The organism is Silanimonas algicola, assembly GCF_054777375.1.
The window spans coordinates 276,250-292,664 of sequence record NZ_BAAHAS010000003.1 but is presented as its reverse complement, the minus strand read 5'-3'; the positions used below and the strand labels follow the sequence as shown (position 1 = coordinate 292,664).

Sequence of the window (16,415 nt, the reverse complement as noted above, 5' to 3'; positions counted from 1 at the left end):
CCTCCAGTGAACGCGTGGACCCGCATTGTCGCGGTTCCGGGGCGCCGGGGGAAAGCGCGCGGGGTTAATTCGATGTGAGCGACCGGCCTCAGGCCGCGCCGGACGGCGCCGCGCTGGCCGCCGGCCAGTGGAAGAAGGCCCGCACTTCGTCGGCACGGGCCAGCGCGTCGGCCTCGCCGAGCGCGATCAGTTCACGGGTGAAGTCGGATTCGAACAGCAGGTAGCTGGCCAGCGCACCGCCGCCGGCACCGGCGCCCTTGGCCGCCCCGGCGCTCTGGCTGACGCCCACGGCGCGCAGCATCGTGCGCACCGGCGCCGGCAGGGCGGCGATATGCCGCACTGCAATATCGTCGAGCCGCTGGCTGGGGGCGATGACCAGCATCTCCACGGGCCGCAGCGCGGAATGCGCCCGAAGCTCGGCGGGCAGCAAGGACAGCGTGGCATTGATGCGCTGGGCACGCTCGATATCGACCGCGAGCGCATCGAGGAAGATGTTCGACAGCGCATGGCCGCCGATCTGGGCCAGCGACGGGTAGCCGCCCGCGGCGCGCTTCTCGCCCGGCGGTTCGTGAAGGCGACCCGCACCGATCACCAGCAGGCGCTCGGCGCCGAGGTGGATGGCCGGCGACAGCGGCGCCGTCTGCCGCATCGAGCCATCGCCGAACCAGTGGTCCTGGCCATCCAAGGGCAAGGCCTGCGCCGGGAACACGAAGGGGATCGCCGACGAGGCGAGGAGGTGCGTGAGGGTGATGCGCCCGGGCACGGCGACGCGCTGCGAGCGCACCCAGGGCTTCTGCGACTCGGGAGCGTCGTAGAACGTGACGTGCGTGCCCGCGGTGTAGCTCGACGCGGTGACACCGAAAGCCCGCAGCACGCCGCGATGCACCAGCGAGGGGATGCGCTCGAGCGGCAGCACTTCGGCGAGCAGTTCGGCCAGGGGCGTGTTGTCGAGCAGCGACTTCGGCTTGGCGCGGCGCCAGCGCGCCACCGCCCAGCCGACGGTGAAGAGGGTGAGCCAGCGCGCGCCGCTGCGCACCACGCCGAACGCGTCGGCGCGATAGACATGGTGCGCCTGGAAGCCGTCCCAGATGCGATGCAGGCGTTCGACGGCCTTGGGGTACTCGTCGGCGTAGCTGGCCAGGGCGGCGGCGTTGATGGCACCCGCGGACGTGCCGGTCATCACCGCGAACGGATTGCCGGTCGGGCCGTGGGAGGCGCCGCACTCGGTGCGGATGCGTTCGATGCCGCGCAGCACGCCGGCCTGGTAGGCCGCCCGGGCGCCGCCACCGGTGAGCACGAGGCCGGTGACGGGCGGATGGCGGGGCGACGTCTCGACCATCACGGCTCCTGCGCCGCACGGGGAGGCGGCGTCGCGCGGAGTGTGCGCTCAGGGCGCCGTGGAGGTGAAGTCTGCCGGGGTCAGCGGCGGCAGCCCATGGCGCGCCCGGGCGCGATCACATTGCGGGCTGGGCGCGCCATGCTCCCAGGACGCCTGCAACGCGCGGCAGGGCGAGGGGCGGCGCGCGTAGATCGTGCAGCCCACCGCGCGTCCCACCTCGCCCTCCAAGGCCGCGCAGCGCGGTGCGGGCCCACCCTCGGTGCCGCGCATGGCCACCTCGAACGGCCGCACCTTCACCGTCATGGCTTCATCCGGCCCTTCGGGCGCGTGCGGCGCCGCCTCGCTCCAATGGAAGGCCACTCGGAAGGCGGCGCAGCAGGCACCGCAGCGTTGGCAAGGGTGGATCGAGGCAGCCATGGCCGGCGAATGTCGTGAGACGGGGTGAGTATTTTCCTACAGCGGTGTCCGACGACGGATGACGGCGCACGCGCCCGCGGCGTCGCAGTCTGCGGGCATGAGCCTCCGGAAGTCCGCCCTCCCTCCCATGCCGCGCCTCGACGGCGAGCGCGACGTCGCGCCGCGCCTCGATGGTGAAGACGCCCTGATCTGGGCGAGGCGTGTATGGGAGGAGCGCGATACCTGGCTTCGCGCCCGCGGCGGCGTGGAGTCGGTGTTCATGGCCGCACAGCTGATGGGCTGCCGGGAGGACGCCGTGCGCTGGCTGCGTTCGCGCACGCGGCTCTGACCCCATCGTCTGGCAGAGTGCGGGCTTCGCCTCCGAGGACCCGCCATGGCCCTGCATCACCCCACGCGTCGCCCCGCCCCCCGTTCGCTGCCCGCCCGCCGTGCGCTGGCGCTCGCCTTGGGCGCGGGCCTCCTCGCCGCGGGCTGCACCGTCACGGATCGCGATGGCAGCGCGCCCGTCAACGCAGGTGCGGGACGCAGTCCGGCCACCACGGCCCCGTTCGGCAGCTGGGCCAGCCCGATCGCCGCGGGTGATCTCGCCAAGGCCGCCGTCGGCACCAGCGACGTGCGGGTGTTCGACGGCAAGGTGTACTGGCGCGAGAGCCGCCCCGACGAGGGCGGCCGGCAGGTGCTGCGCACGCTCGGCGCCGACGGCCAGCCGGCCACGCTGACGCCCGAGGGCTTCAGCGTCCGCACCCGCGTGCAGGAGTACGGCGGCAGCAGCTACTGGGTGATGGGCGAGCGCATCGTCTTCGCCAACTTCGCCGACCAGCGCCTGTACCTGCAGCAGGGCGACGCCGCGCCGGTGGCGATCACGCCGGAGAAGTACCAGTACAGCGACTGCGTGGTCGACGCGGCGCGCGGCGCGCTGGTCTGCGTGCGCGAGGACCACACCGAGGCCACGAAGCAGGCCAACGGCGAAGAGCGCAACGAGATCGTGCGGGTGGCGGTGCCCACCGCGGAGGCGCTGGCCGCGCACGACGCGGCCGCGACGGCCGCCGCCGGCACGGTGCTGTTCACCGGCACCGATTTCGTCGCCTACCCGCGGCTGTCCGCCGACGGCGCAAAGCTCGCGTTCATCGCCTGGAACCACCCGGACATGCCCTGGGACCGCACGACGCTGAACGTCGCCACGGTGGCGGCGGACGGCACCGTGGGCGAACCGCGGCGCGTGGCCGGCGGCGACACCGCCGTGCTCGAGCCGCAGTGGGCCGACGACGGCACGCTGTACTTCATCGACGAGACCAGCGGCTGGTGGAACCTCTACGCCTGGAACGGCGAGGCGACGCGCGCCGTGGCGCCGATGGCGCGCGAGTTCGGCGGTGCGCTGTGGTCGCTCGGCATGCAGACCTACGTGCTGGCCGGCAACGGCAAGGCCTACGTGCGCACCAGCCTCAACGCCGTCGACGAGCTCGGTGAGCTCGACCTCGCCACCGGCGCCTACCGCGCGCTCGACCTGCCCTTCGTCGCTTTCGGCGATGTGTCGCTCGATGCGGGCGGCCGCATCATCACCAGCGCCGCGGCCGCGGCCGACGAGGGCGCCCTCCTCGCGGTGACGCCGGCGACGGGCGCCGTGGCGCGCCTGCACCAGCCGAATGCGCTGGGCATCCCGACCGAGCTCGTTTCGGTCGGCGAACGCATCGTGTTCCCCACCGCCGCCGGCCCGGACGGCGCGGCACGCACCGCCCACGCCACCTACTACCCGCCGACCAACCCCGCTTACCAAGGCCCCGAGGGCGCCAAGCCGCCGCTGATCGTGACCATCCACGGCGGCCCGACCTCCGTCTCGAAGCCGACCTTCTCGCTGTCGCGCCAGTACTGGACCAGCCGCGGCTTCGCCATCGTCGACGTGAACTACGGCGGCTCCACCAGTTACGGGCGCGACTACCGGAAGCGCCTCAACGGCCAGTGGGGCGTCGTCGACGTGCAGGACGCCGTGGCGGCCGTCGACTTCCTCGTCGCGTCGGGCAAGGTCGACGCGGACAAGGTGGCGATCCGCGGCGGCAGCGCCGGCGGCTTCACCACGCTGGCGGCGCTCGCCTTCACCGACCGCTTCAAGGCCGGCGCCAACTACTTCGGCGTCAGCGATATCGCCGCGCTCGCCGCCACCAGCCACAAATTCGAACGGAAGTACGACGTCTCGCTGGTCGGCCCGCCGGACGAGGCGCTGTACCGCGCGCGCTCGCCGATCTTCCACCTTGAAGGATTCACCGAGCCACTCATCACTTTCCAGGGCTCGGAAGACCGCATCGTCACCCCGGACCAGAGCCGAAAGATCGTCGAGGCGCTCGACGCCAGGGGCGTGATGCACGCGTACTTCGAGTTCGAGGGCGAACAGCACGGCTTCCGCAAGGCCGAGAACATCATCCGTGCGCAGGAGGCCGAACTCGCGTTCTATGGCGCCGTGTTCGGCTTCGCCCCGGACGACGCCATCGCCCCCGTCGACATCAAGCACCCGCGGCCCCCGTCGCCCTAGGCCCGAACGCGACGCGATCCGCGGTTCGACGCGCTGTCACCGGCGTTGACAGGCCGGGGGCGTCGAGCAGGGTTGGGTGGGGCTAGGCTGGCGGCGTCCTCCCCTCGCGCGGGCACCGCCCGCAGGACCGTGCCATGACAGGTTCGGAACGCAGCGGACTGCCGCAGGGCACCACGGGCTGGGCCAAGGCGCTGCTCGCGCAGCAGTTGCCCGCCCTGGCGCGAACGGCGCAGAGCATCAGCGAATGCGCGGGCGACGACGACACCTCGGGCACCGATCTCGCGGCACTGATCCTGCGCGACGCCGGCATGACCACCCGGGTGCTGCGCCTCGCCTCGAGTCGGCTGCACAACCCGCACGGACAACGCATCCGTACCGTCAGTCGCGCGGTCGCCCTGCTCGGCTTCGATGTCGTGCGCGAGATCGCGCTCGGCATCGCCGTGCTGGACCTGCTGGGCGGGCGCCACGCCGGCTGCGCGCAGGCCGCCGCCGAGGCAGCGCGCGCCTTGCGCACCGCGGTGCAGGCGCGCGCCCTGGCCGAAGCGGCCGGCATCGACGCGCCGGAAGAAGTGTTCATCGCCGCGCTGCTTCAGGACATCGGCCATCTCGCGTTCTGGAGCGTCGTTCCGCAGTGGCTCCCCGCGTGGCGCCAGGACGCGGCGCAGCCACCGCTGCAGGCGGCCAAGCGCGTGCAGACCGACATCGGCCTCGATCTCGACGACCTTTCCCTCGTGTTGAACGCCGAGTTGCGGCTGTCGCCACTGCTGCTCGGCGACGCCGACACGCCCGGCCGGCTGGCGGCCAGCCTCGCGCGGCGCTGGGTGGATGCCCTCGAGCCCGGCGGGCCTCGCGAGGACGTCGATGCCGCGCTGGCGGTCGCTGCCGACACTTTCGCCCTCGATCCGGCGGCCCTGCGCGACCAGTTCGTCACCCAGTCACGGCTGGCCGATGCCCTCATCGAAGACCTGTTCGACCCGTCCGTTCGGGCCCTGCTGCCCGTGCCGCGGCGACTCGACGAAGTGCGCGACGACCCCGCGCCCACCCTCCCGCGTGCGGATGCCGCCTTGGGTTTGGACGTGCTTCGTGAGCTCGCCGAGCTGCAAGCCAGCGGCCGTCCGGACCCTGGCGTTGCCCTGTCGATGGTGATGGAAGGCCTGCAGCGCGCCGCGGGGTTCGACCGCGTGGTGTTCGCGCTGCTTTCGCCCGACCGCGGCGAGCTTCGATTGCGCTCCGCGCTGGCCATACAGCGTGCGCCGCTGGCCGCGGCTTTCCCCGTCGAACTCCGCGACTGCGGGCGCTTGCTCGAGCTGCTCGCACACCCCCGCGTGCAGCACCTCACCACGGCCTCACCGGACACCGGGCGCTGGCTGCATCGCCTCGGCGCGCGCGAGGCGCTGCTCGGCCCGCTGGTGGTCGACGGGCGCGTACTCGGGCTGCTGCACGCTGACCGCAGCGTTGGGGGCGACGCCATCGAGAACGACGCACGAACCCTGTTCGCGCTGCTGCTGCAGCAGGCCAGCCTCGCCCTTGGCGCCGTGAAATAGCCTCACACCCACCGTCTCAAGCGGTGCGAACCCCTTCGGGTATCGTTCCCACCATGCGCGACGAATGGACCATCGACCCGGAACGCGGCCTCTGGCTGTTCCGGGCCAGCCGGCTGGAAGCCCTGCTTGATCCCCTCGAGGCCCTGCTGTCGCACCTGCCTCCGGCGTCGCCACTGGCGTCGCAGACGGTGCTGGTGGGGCATCCCGGGATGCGCCACTGGTTACGCGACGGTCTTGCCCGCAAGCGGCGGGGCGGCATCGTGGCCCACCTCGACATCGTGCTGCCCAGCCCGTGGCTCGACGGCCTGGCGCGGCGGGTGCTGGGCGAGCCGCTGCTGGGTATCCGCGCCTGGCAGCGCGAGGTGCTGCGCTGGCGCCTGTTGCCGCTGTTGCCGCAGCTCGACGAACCCCGCGTGACGGCCGCATTGGCCACGGACACCGACGGCCGCGAAGCCTTCGCGCTGGCCGATCGACTGGCCGCCGCGCTGTCGCCGCTGATGGTGTATCGCGAAGGCTGGCTGCGGTCTTGGGACGACGGCCGCGAGGCCGTCGCTGGCGATGCCCTGCTGCGCGGTGCGTGGCGCGCGCTGCGTCGCGGCTCCGCCTCGCGCCATCGCGGCGAGCGTCTCGTGGCGCTGGCCCGTCGCCTGCGCGAGGGCACGCCGCCGACGGGCCTCGACGATTGCCCGCTGCACGTGTTCGGGCTCAACCACCTGCCCCCGCTCGAACTCGACGTGCTTCGCGCCTTGGCACGGCATCGCCCGGTGGTCTTCCACGTCGCCGATCCCTGCCGCGAGCATTGGGTGGGCCTCCCCTCGGGCCGCGAAGCGATGCAGCGCGCGCTCAACCGCGAGGACCGCGGCGAGAGCGAATTCCTCGCTCTCGACCACCCGCTGCTGGCGGCGTGGGGGCGGCTGGGCCAGCACTTCCTGCTGGAGCTGGAGAACGGCGAGCTGGCGCTGGAAGAGCGCAGCGGCCGGGATTGGGAGGAGCGCCGCGACGATCACGCACCGCAGGCCCTGCTGGCGCGCCTGCAACGCAGCCTGCTGTTGAACGACATGGCGGCCCTCGCCGCGCCCACCGGCCACTCACGCGAGGCCGCGCGTGCCGACGCCAGCCTGCGCGTCCACGCCTGCGCCACGCCCTTGCGCGAGCTCGAGGTCCTGCACGACGCCCTGTGCGACGCCTTCGCCACGGTCGACGGCCTGCAACCGGCCGAGGTCGTCGTCGTCTCGCCGCATATCGAGCGCTATCGCGCGCTGATTCCCGCGGTGTTCGGCGAGCCCGGCCGGCGCGATGGCCCTTGGCCGTACCACTTGGCCGACATCCCGCTTGCCGCCACGCACCCGATCTACCGGGCGCTCGACACCGCGCTGGCCCTGCCGACGCGCCGCCTCACGGCGCAGGGCGTGCTCGACCTGCTCGACATCGACGCCGTGGCGATGCGCTTCGGCCTCGACGGCGGGGCGCGCGACACGCTGCGCCACGCGCTGGCGCGCGGCCGCGTGGCCTGGGGGCTCGATGGTGCGGACCGGGCCCGATTCGGCGCACCGGAAGACGACGCGCACAGCTTCGCCTGGGGCCTCGACCGCGCCCTGGCCGGGCACGTGTTCGGCGGCCGCGAGCCCGAGGTGCTTGCCTTGCCCGATGGCCAACGCGTGCTGCCGATCGACGGCATGAACGACGACGTGGCCGAGGTGCTCGGCCGCGCCCATGCCCTGCTCCTGGAGTTGCGGGAGTGGGCGGGCTTGGGCACCGCGACACTGCCTCCGGAGGACTGGTCCGCGCTGCTGCAGCGGCGCGTCGAAGCGCTGCTCGGCGCGCCGGCGCTCGACACCGACGGTCGCGAGGCGCTGGACGCGGCGAAAGGCCTCATCGTCGCGCTGCGCGAAGAATGGCGGGATGCCGGCCTTGGCGCGCCGCTGCGCTGGGCTGCCGTGCGCGAAGCGTTGTTGGCCAAGCTGGCCGCGGTGCCCGAGCGGCAGCGTTTCCTCATCGGCGGCATCACCTTCTGCGGGATGGTGCCGCAGCGCGCGATCCCGTTCCGCGTGGTGGCCGTGCTGGGCCTCGACGAAGGCGCGCTGCCGCGCCATGTCGAGGACGGCGGGCTCGACCTTCGCCGCCGGAAGCCGCAGCGCGGCGACCGCGACCTCGCCAGCGACGACCGCTACCTCTTCCTCGAAACCGTGATGGCCGCCCGCGAGCGCCTCCACCTGAGCCATGTCGGCATCGGCGCGAACGACGGGCGCCCGCGCAATCCGGCGGCCCCGCTCGCCGAGCTGCTCGACACGCTCGCACGGTTTGCCGACGTCCCCGGCGCCGACGCGAGCCGCACGCTGTTCGACACGACGGCGGGCACGTGGCCGTGGCAGCGACGGGCACCGCTGCAGCCTGCGGCCTTGGTCGCGGCGCTCGCGACGGCCACGGCGTCGACCGTCCACGGGACGCCGGCGATCGCCGCGGCGGCGTCGGCGCTGCCGGACCTCGACAGCCTGTGCCGCTTTTTCCAGCAGCCGGCGCAGCAGGTGCTGCGCCACGCCTACGGTGTGCGCCTCGACGCGCTCGAAGACGATCGCCTCGACGACAGCGAGCCGCTGCTCCCGCGCAGCGATCCGCGCGAGGCCTGGGCGAAACGGATGGTGCTGGACGCACTCACCCGGGGCGACGACGCGATCGACGCGGCGCCGCCGGAGGCCTGGCGGCTTGCGGGTCGCCTGCCACCGGGCGCCCTCGGGCGCGCGGCCTGGGACGAGGAGGCGGAGAAGGCGCGCAAGGCGCTCGCCGCGCTCCGCCCGGTGGAGAACGGTCTGCCGTGGCCCTTGCCGCCCGCGCAATCGCGCCCCGTCCGCCTCCCGCTCCAGGGCGGCGAGCTGCGTGGCCAGGTGGCCGTGCACGAAGCGGCAGACGGCACGCTCTGGCTGCTGGATGCCGCGCCGGGCAAGGACCCGAAGGACCTGCATTTCGGCCTGCGCGTGCCGGCGTTCCTTCGATGGGCCGCGCTGCGCGCCAGCACCGACGCCCGGGTGCGCGTCGCGCTGGTCACCGCGAAGGGCCTTGCGCCCTGGGGCGACGTCATGGCGACCGAGGATGCGCTGTTCCTCGCGCACGCCGAACGCGCCCTTGCCGTGGGCGGCGTGGCGGCGCGGGTCGAGGCCCTCGTGGCTTTCCGCGCCGCGGTCCTGGCCGGAGAACGCCGCTACAGCCCGGCCACGAGCTGGGTGGCCGCGACCACCGACGATGACGACGCGATCGCCGAGGCGTGGGCGGGCGGTGACTTCCTCACCGGCGAGCGCGATTACGCGCCCGGCTATGCCGCCCTGCTCGGCCGCGACTGGCGGCTGCGGCCCGGCAGCGACGACCTCACCCGGTTCCGCGAGGACGCCCGTGTGCTCGCGAAGGCGCTCCCCGACGACGCCCGCACGAGCGGCGCCGAGGGCGACGCCGCATGAGCGCCGCCCTCGACTGGACCACGGCGCCCCTGCAGGGCCGGCTGCAGATCGACGCCAGCGCCGGCACCGGCAAGACCTGGACGATGGCCGCGCTCTACCTGCGCCTGCTGCTCGACGACGCCGACGGCCGCTCGCGGCCGCTGCCCGAGCAGATCGTGGTGGGCACCTTCACCGAGGCCGCCGCGCAGGAGTTGGGCGCCCGGCTCCGGCAGCGCGTCGAAGCGGCGCTGCGCTGGTCGCAGTCGCCGTTGGCCGCGCCGGTCGCCGGTACGGGCACGGAAGACCCCGTGCACGCCTGGATGCGCCAGCGCTGGGAGACCGCACCGGGCCGACGCGACGCCGACCGGACGCACCTGCTGGCGGCGCTCGCACAGCTCGATCGCGCGCCGATCGGCACGCTGCACGGGCTTTGCCATCGCATCCTGTCGGCGCACCCGCTGGAAAGCGAGCAAGGCTTCCAGCCACTGGCGCTCGGCGACGGGCGGCGCGTGCTCGAGGCCATGGCCCGCGACCTGCTGCGCCGCATCGGCGCCGGTGAACCGCCGGAGGAAGCGCGCCAACTGCCGAAGGGCTGCCGCAGCCTCGAGGGCCTGACGACCGCCATCGCCACCCTGCTGCAACCGGGCGTGGTGGTGACGAAGCCGCCGACGCACCAGGCGCTGCGCGCGAGCGTGACGCCGTGGCTCGACACGCAGCTGCGCACGCTGGCGAAACTGGACGGGAACTACACCCGAAAGAATGCCGCGCCGTACACGCAAGCCCTGGGCGTGGTTGCCTTCCTCGACAACGGGCTGATCTTGCCTCCCAAACTGGATGCCCTTGCGGGCGACGGTGAACCGTCGTCCCTCGTGCTCGAACCCGCGCGCGCGATCCTCCTCGACCCGGCGTTCCGCACCGCGATGCGCGGCGTTGCCGCGGCGATCGAGCAGGCGAACAGCGCGGAGCGCGCGTTCTGGGCGTGGTGGTGGCCGGAACTGCGCGCGATGCAGAAGGCCTGCAGCCTCGAGATCGGCGAGATGGGCTTCGATGGCCTCATCGAGCAAGTCAGTCGGGCGATGCGCACGCCGGGTTCGCCGCTGCCCGATGCCGTCTTCGCCCACTGGCCCATCGCCCTCGTCGACGAATTCCAGGACACCGACGGCGCGCAGTACGCCCTGCTGGACCGCCTCTACCGCGACCGCGACGGCGCCAAGCGCGGCCTGTTGGCGATGGTGGGCGATCCGAAACAGGCCATCTACGGCTTCCGCGGTGGCGACATCGCCGCCTACCTCGCGGCCTGCCGCGATGCCGACGCCGTGCTGACGCTCGACACCAACCAGCGCTCGTCCACGGCCTACGTCACCGCCTGCAACACCGTGTTCGACGGCGATCGCGCGCGCCTTGGCACCGGGGGCACGCCCATCGCCTACGTGCCGGTGCGCGCCGCCGGCCGTGCCGACGCGCAGCCCTTGCGGGAGGACGGCCAACCGGTGGAGGCGCCGCTGGTGTTCCATCGCCTCGATGTGGCGCAGCCCAACAGCGCGATGCGCCCGCAGGCGATCGAGGCCTGCGCGGCCCTCGTGGTCGATCTGCTCGCCTCCGGCCGATACCGCCTCGGTGACCGCCCGCTGCAGCCCGGCGACCTCGCGGTGCTGCTGGTCTCGAACGCCGAAGTTTCCGCCCTGCGTCACGCCCTGCAGCGGCTCGGCGTGCCCTGCGCGGGCCAGGGCCGGCAGACGGTGTTCGATTCCGAATGGGCGCGCGACCTGCTGATCGCGCTGCACGCGGTGCGCCATCCCGGCGACGCCGGGGCCCTGCGCGCGGCCTTGATCACGCCCCTGTTCGGCTTGCCGCCCACGCAATTGCCCACGCTCGAGGCCCGTGGTGCGCTGGACGACTGGCGCGAGCGCTTCGTGGTGCTTCGCCAGCGCTGGGCGCGCGCCGGCGTGCTGGCCGTCGTGCAGGCGCTGATCGACCTCGCCCTGCCGGTGCTGGCCCGTCGCGAGGAGGGCGACGGGGAACGCGCGCTCACCGACCTGCGCCACCTCGGCGAATTGCTGCAACAGGAAACGGAGGCCGGGCACTCGCCCGAGGCCCTGCTGGACTGGATGCGCGCCCAGCGCGAGGACGCGGAAGACACCGTCGGCGGCGAACGCAGCCTGCGCCTCGAGTCCGACGCGAAGCGCGTGCGGCTGATGACCCTGCACGCCAGCAAAGGCCTGGAGTTTCCCGTCGTGCTGCTGCCCACGCTGTGGGCCCACGAATACCGCGCACCGAAAGGCCCCACGCTCGCGGCCCAGGACGACCAAGGCCGTCGCGCCGCGGTGTTCGAGGCTTCGGCGCAGAAGAACGCGAAGGACGCGCTGCAGGACGAGCGCTTCCGCCTGCTCTACGTCGCGCTGACCCGCGCTGAGCACGCGTGCCACGTGTTCACGCTGCCACCGGAGCGGCCCGCGCAGCGCCAAGGCCACAGGAAAAGCGCACCGGCCGCGAAGACCGACCCCGACCGCTCGGCGCTGGATGCGCTGCTGTCGCGTTGGCCGGACGCGGACCGCGACGGCCCGGGCGTCGCGTGGCGGCGCGGCTGGCCGACGCCGCCCGCGGCACCGTACGTCGCACTCGACGACAGCGCGCCGGCCGTCCATCCCGTCCCGCCGGTGCCCACCGGCTTCCGCCTGCCGGGCCGCTACAGCTTCTCCGCCTTGAGCGGGCACGGCGAGCGCCGGCATCTCGAAGCCCGTGCCGCCGACGACGAGCGCAGCGCCCTGCCCGATCGCGAACCGACCCCTGACGCCACGGCGGCGACATCGCCCATCGTCGACGCGGAGGCGCCGGCGGCGTGGCAGGCGCTCGCGACGGTGCGCGGCACCGGCTTCGGCCAGGCCGTGCACGACCTGTTCGAGACCCGCGAGGCCGGCCAGCGCTTCGCCACCGATCCCACTCGCGTGCACCGGGCGCTGGAACAGCACGCGGTCCGCACCTCGGACGGCAGTCCGCTCGCTTCGGCCGTGCCGCACGTGGCCGCCATGCTCGACCGCTGCCTCGACGTGCCCCTGCCCACCGGCGGCACCGCGCCGTGCACGCTCGGCGCGCTGTCGCCCACGCAACAGGCCATCGAGCTCACGTTCCAGTTCCACGTCGACGACGCCGCCGTCGCGGACCTGCGGCGCCTCGCCGCCGAGCACGGCGAGCCTGCGCTCATCCCCGAGGGCCCGGTCGACCGCCTGCGCGGCGCGATGGTCGGCGCCATCGACCTGGTGTTCGAGCACGAAGGCCGTTTCCACGTGCTCGACTACAAGACCAACGCCCTGCCCACGCTCGCCGACTACGCCCCCGAGGCGCTTGTGGCGGCGATGGACGCCCACCACTACCGCTTCCAGGCCTTCCTCTACACCGTCGCCGTGCACCGCCACCTGCGCCAGCGCCTCCGCGATCGCTACACCTACGCCTCGCACGTCGGCCCGGCGATCTACCTGTTCGTCCGCGCCGCCGGCCTCGCGCCGGGGCTGGGCCTGTGGTCACAGCGCTTCCCGGAGTCGCTGGTGATGGCCACCGACCGCCTGTTCGCCGGGGTCGCGGCATGAGCGCCCGACCGCTCCCGCTGATGGCCCGCCCGGCGACCGGCCTGCCCGAGCACTGGCGGCCGATCGACCGCCTGCTGCATCGCTGGGTGCTCCGCCACGGCGGCAGCGAGGACCTCGCGCGCATGGGCGGCGCCCTGAGCGCCGCGACGGGCGAAGGCCACAGCGCGCTGGCCGTCGAGGATGCGCTGCGCTTCGGTGCGCCGACCCTCGCTCCCGAGGCCCTCGACGCCCTCGGTGGCGCGTGGCTGGGCCCCGCCGAGGGCCACGCGCCCTTCGTCCGCGACGGCGACGACCGCGTCTACCTGCGGCGCTACTGGCGCGCGGAAACGGCCATCGCGCGCGCGGTCGCCGACGCCGTGCAGGGCCCGCTGCCGCCCCTCGCGACCGCAATCAGCGACGCCACGATGGACGCGCTGTTCGGCGGCCCCGCCACGCCCGAGACGGCGCCGCAGCGCGAGGCCGTGCGGCGCTGCCTCGGCACGCGCCTGTTCGTCCTCACCGGCGGGCCGGGCACCGGCAAGACCACGACCGTGCGTCGCATGCTGATGGCGCGCCAGCGGCTGCAGACGGCGCCGCTGGCCGTGCGCGTGGCCGCGCCCACCGGTAAGGCCGCGCAACGCCTGGCGGAATCCCTGCAGGCCGGCGACGGCCCGGGCGTCGACGCACTGGCCCTCACCGTGCATCGCCTGCTCGACTACCAGCCGCACGCGCAGGCCTTCGGCCGCCATCGCGGGCGACCGATCGACGCCGACCTCGTCGTCGTCGACGAGGCCTCGATGCTCGACCTGGAGACCCTCGAGGCCCTGCTCGACGCCCTGCCACCGCACGCGGCGCTGTGGCTGGTGGGCGACGCCGACCAGCTCAGCCCGGTCGGGCCGGGTTCGGCGCTGCAGGACCTCGTGCAGGCGTTCGAATCCCGCGACGGGGCGCCGCTGGTGCGCTTGCACCACAGCTTCCGCGCCGACGCCGCGCTCGCCACCGTCAACGCCGCGCTGCGGCGCGGTGACGGTACGGCGCTCGCCAAGGCCATCGACGGCAGCGCCGGCGCGGTCGACCGGCGCGACACGGGCGATCCCGCGGCCGTGCACGCCGCGCTGCGCCTCTGGGCCGAAGCACTGATCGCCGATGGCGCGATGCCGGTGCTGCCCGCCGATCCTGCCGCCGCCGCCGCGCCGGCCGCCGCCGCGCTGCGCGGCCTGAAGGCGCGGCAATGGCTGTGCGCGGTACGGGACGGCGCGTTCGGCAGCGTGGATGCCAACCAGCGTCTCGATGCCGCCCTCCGTCGCCACGCCGGCCCCTTGGCCCAAGGCGAGTGGTATCCGGGGCGTCGCGTGCTGATCACGCGCAACGACGCGGACGCCGGCCTGTTCAACGGCGATGTCGGTCTTTGCCTTGCCGATGCCGACGGACGACTGCGTGTGTGGTTCGAGGTCACGACGGGAGGGGGCGAGACGGCCGCCCGAGCCCTCCCGATCGGCGCACTGCCGGCCTTCGAGCTGGGCTTCGCGATTACCGTGCACAAGAGCCAGGGCTCGGAATACACCAACGTCGCCGTGCTGCTGCCGCCGGACCCCGCGCACCGCGTGCTCTCCCGCGAGCTCCTCTACACCGCCGCTTCGCGCGCGAAGCGCCGACTCACGCTGCATGCCTCCGACGCGGTGATCGACGCCTGCCTGATGCAACCGGTGCGCCGCGTCGGCGGCCTCCACGTGCGGCTGGCCGAGTCCCTCGGGCCCGCAGCCGGCGATACGCCGGGCTCAGTGCCCGGCTGAGGGCGCGGCGCCGTCCTTGAACACCTCGCTGACGCGGTCGGCGAGGCCAATGGCGAGCTCGCGTTCGGCGTAGAACACCTCGCCGAGGTGGGCGCCGGCCAGCAGCTCGGCCTCGTCGGCGCTGTGCGTGCGCAGCAGCACGCGGATGTTCGGGCGCAAGGCCTGCGCCGTCTTGGCGATGCCGCGCACCGCGAGCAGGTCCGGTGCGGCCACCACCAGCAGACGGGCATGCTGCAGGTGCGCCTGTACGAGGACCTCCGGCAGCTGCGCATCACCGAGCACCGCCGGCTGGCCGCGCGCGCGCAGGGCCTCCACCTGGTCGCGCTGCGTCTCGACGACGACGAAGGGCAGGCCACGGGCGGCCAGCTGCTCCGCCAGCACGCGACCGACGCGGCCATAGCCCACCAGCACGACGTGGTCGCGCAGGGCCTGGGCGTCGACGTGGTCGGGCAACACGGCCAGCGGGTCGGAGAGGTCCTGCGGCAAGGCCTGCGCCGCGCCCTTCGCCTCGAGGCGCCTCTTCAGCGGCTCGATCGCCGCGAACAGCAGCGGGTTGATGGCGATGGACACCACCGCGCCGGCAACGATCAGGTTCATCGCCTCCTGGCCCAGCAGGCCCAGCGCGAGGCCGAGGCCGGCGAGGATGAAGCTGAACTCGCCGATCTGCGCCAGGCTGCCGCCGACCGTCAGCGCCGTGCGCCACGGGTAGCGCAGCGCGCGCACCACGAGGATCGCGGCGATCGTCTTGCCGACCACCACCACCCCCACCACGGCGAGCACGCGCAGCGGCTCCTCCACCAGCACGGCGGGGTCGAACAACATGCCGACGGAGACGAAGAACAGCACCGCGAACGCATCGCGAAGCGGCAGCGATTCCTCGGCGGCGCGGTGGCTGAAGTCCGACTCCCGCATCATCATCCCGGCGAAGAACGCGCCGAGCGCGAAGCTCACGTCGAACAGCGCCGCGGCACCGACGGCGATACCGATGGCCGAGCTCACGACCGCCAGCGTGAACAGCTCGCGGTTGCCGGTCTTGGCGATGGCCCAGAGCAGCTTCGGGTACACGCGACGACCGATGACGAGCATCACCACGAAGAAGGCGGTCACCTTCAGCACGGTGAGGCCGATGGCCGCGCCCAGCGCCTTCCCGGTCACCGTCGCGCCGGTGCCCTCGGACAGCATCAGCGGCGCGACGACCGGGAGCAATACGAGCACCAGCACCATCACGAGGTCTTCGACCACCAGCCAGCCGACGGCGATCTTGCCGTCGCTGGTTTCAAGCAAGCCGCGCGCTTCCAGCGCCTTAAGTAGCACCACGGTCGAAGCCACCGACAGCGTCATGCCGAACACGAGGCCCGCGCCCCATGACCAGTCCCACCAGGTGGCGAGCCCGAAGCCCATCGCCAGCGCCGCCGCGATCTGCAGCAGCGCACCGGGCAGCGCGATGCCGCGCACCTTCATCAGGTCGTCGAGGGAAAAGTGCAGGCCCACGCCGAACATCAGCAGCATCACGCCGATCTCGGCGAGCTGGCTGGCCAGCGCCATGTCCGCGACGTAGCCCGGCGTGGCCGGGCCGATCAGCACACCCGCGGCGAGGAAGCCGACGATGGCCGGCAAGCGCAACCGATGGGCCAGCCAGCCCAGCACGAGCGCACCGCCAAAGGCCGCGGCAAGCATGATGATGAGGGTCACGTCGTGGGGCATGGGCCCTCCTTTTCCTTGTCCGATCAGCACCTTACCGCAGGCGTCCGGAACGGCACGGGAACAGCCCGGCGCGATTGCGCCATCATGCCGATACGCCGTCCAT

Annotated in this window: 9 protein-coding genes; 6 read left to right on the top strand and 3 right to left on the bottom strand. The window is 73.3% G+C overall.

Annotated features, from left to right (window positions below; translation table 11 throughout):
• Window positions 1-88: 88 nt before the first annotated feature.
• Window positions 89-1,339, bottom strand: a complete 1,251-nt coding sequence (locus ACYVAK_RS11485; RefSeq protein ID WP_461061075.1) for a patatin-like phospholipase family protein — start codon at window positions 1,337-1,339, stop codon at window positions 89-91.
• A gap of 48 nt (window positions 1,340-1,387) precedes the next feature.
• On the bottom strand, window positions 1,388-1,756 hold the full coding sequence (locus ACYVAK_RS11480) for a YkgJ family cysteine cluster protein (protein WP_461061073.1): 369 nt from the start codon (window positions 1,754-1,756) through the stop codon (window positions 1,388-1,390).
• Between the two features lie 127 nt (window positions 1,757-1,883).
• Here ACYVAK_RS11480 and ACYVAK_RS11475 point away from each other — a divergent pair, with 127 nt between their 5' ends.
• The 6 genes from ACYVAK_RS11475 to recD all read left to right on the top strand — a co-directional run bounded on the left by ACYVAK_RS11475 (window position 1,884) and on the right by recD (window position 14,608).
• A complete protein-coding gene (locus tag ACYVAK_RS11475; protein WP_461061071.1) occupies window positions 1,884-2,084 on the top strand; it encodes a hypothetical protein in 201 nt (66 codons plus the stop codon).
• A 45-nt stretch (window positions 2,085-2,129) separates the two neighbouring features.
• Window positions 2,130-4,280, top strand: coding sequence for a S9 family peptidase (locus ACYVAK_RS11470; protein WP_461061069.1), 2,151 nt, complete (start codon window positions 2,130-2,132; stop codon window positions 4,278-4,280).
• A 134-nt stretch (window positions 4,281-4,414) separates the two neighbouring features.
• Window positions 4,415-5,824, top strand: a complete 1,410-nt coding sequence (locus ACYVAK_RS11465) for an HDOD domain-containing protein (protein WP_461061067.1) — start codon at window positions 4,415-4,417, stop codon at window positions 5,822-5,824.
• 53 nt (window positions 5,825-5,877) lie between these two features.
• Window positions 5,878-9,273 (top strand): exodeoxyribonuclease V subunit gamma, encoded by a 3,396-nt coding sequence (locus ACYVAK_RS11460; protein WP_461061065.1) that lies wholly within the window; start codon window positions 5,878-5,880, stop codon window positions 9,271-9,273.
• On the top strand, window positions 9,270-12,836 hold the full coding sequence (locus ACYVAK_RS11455; protein WP_461061063.1) for a UvrD-helicase domain-containing protein: 3,567 nt from the start codon (window positions 9,270-9,272) through the stop codon (window positions 12,834-12,836). The genes ACYVAK_RS11460 and ACYVAK_RS11455 overlap by 4 nt, the downstream gene beginning before the upstream one ends.
• Entirely contained in the window at window positions 12,833-14,608 is a 1,776-nt protein-coding gene (gene recD, locus ACYVAK_RS11450; RefSeq protein ID WP_461061061.1) for an exodeoxyribonuclease V subunit alpha, read from the top strand. Before ACYVAK_RS11455 ends, recD begins: the two co-directional genes overlap by 4 nt.
• Here recD and ACYVAK_RS11445 read toward each other — a convergent pair.
• The gene (locus tag ACYVAK_RS11445; RefSeq protein WP_461061059.1) at window positions 14,594-16,312 is read right to left on the bottom strand and encodes a cation:proton antiporter domain-containing protein; all 1,719 of its coding nucleotides are present in this window, start codon (window positions 16,310-16,312) and stop codon (window positions 14,594-14,596) included. The genes recD and ACYVAK_RS11445 overlap by 15 nt on opposite strands.
• Window positions 16,313-16,415 lie beyond the last annotated feature (103 nt).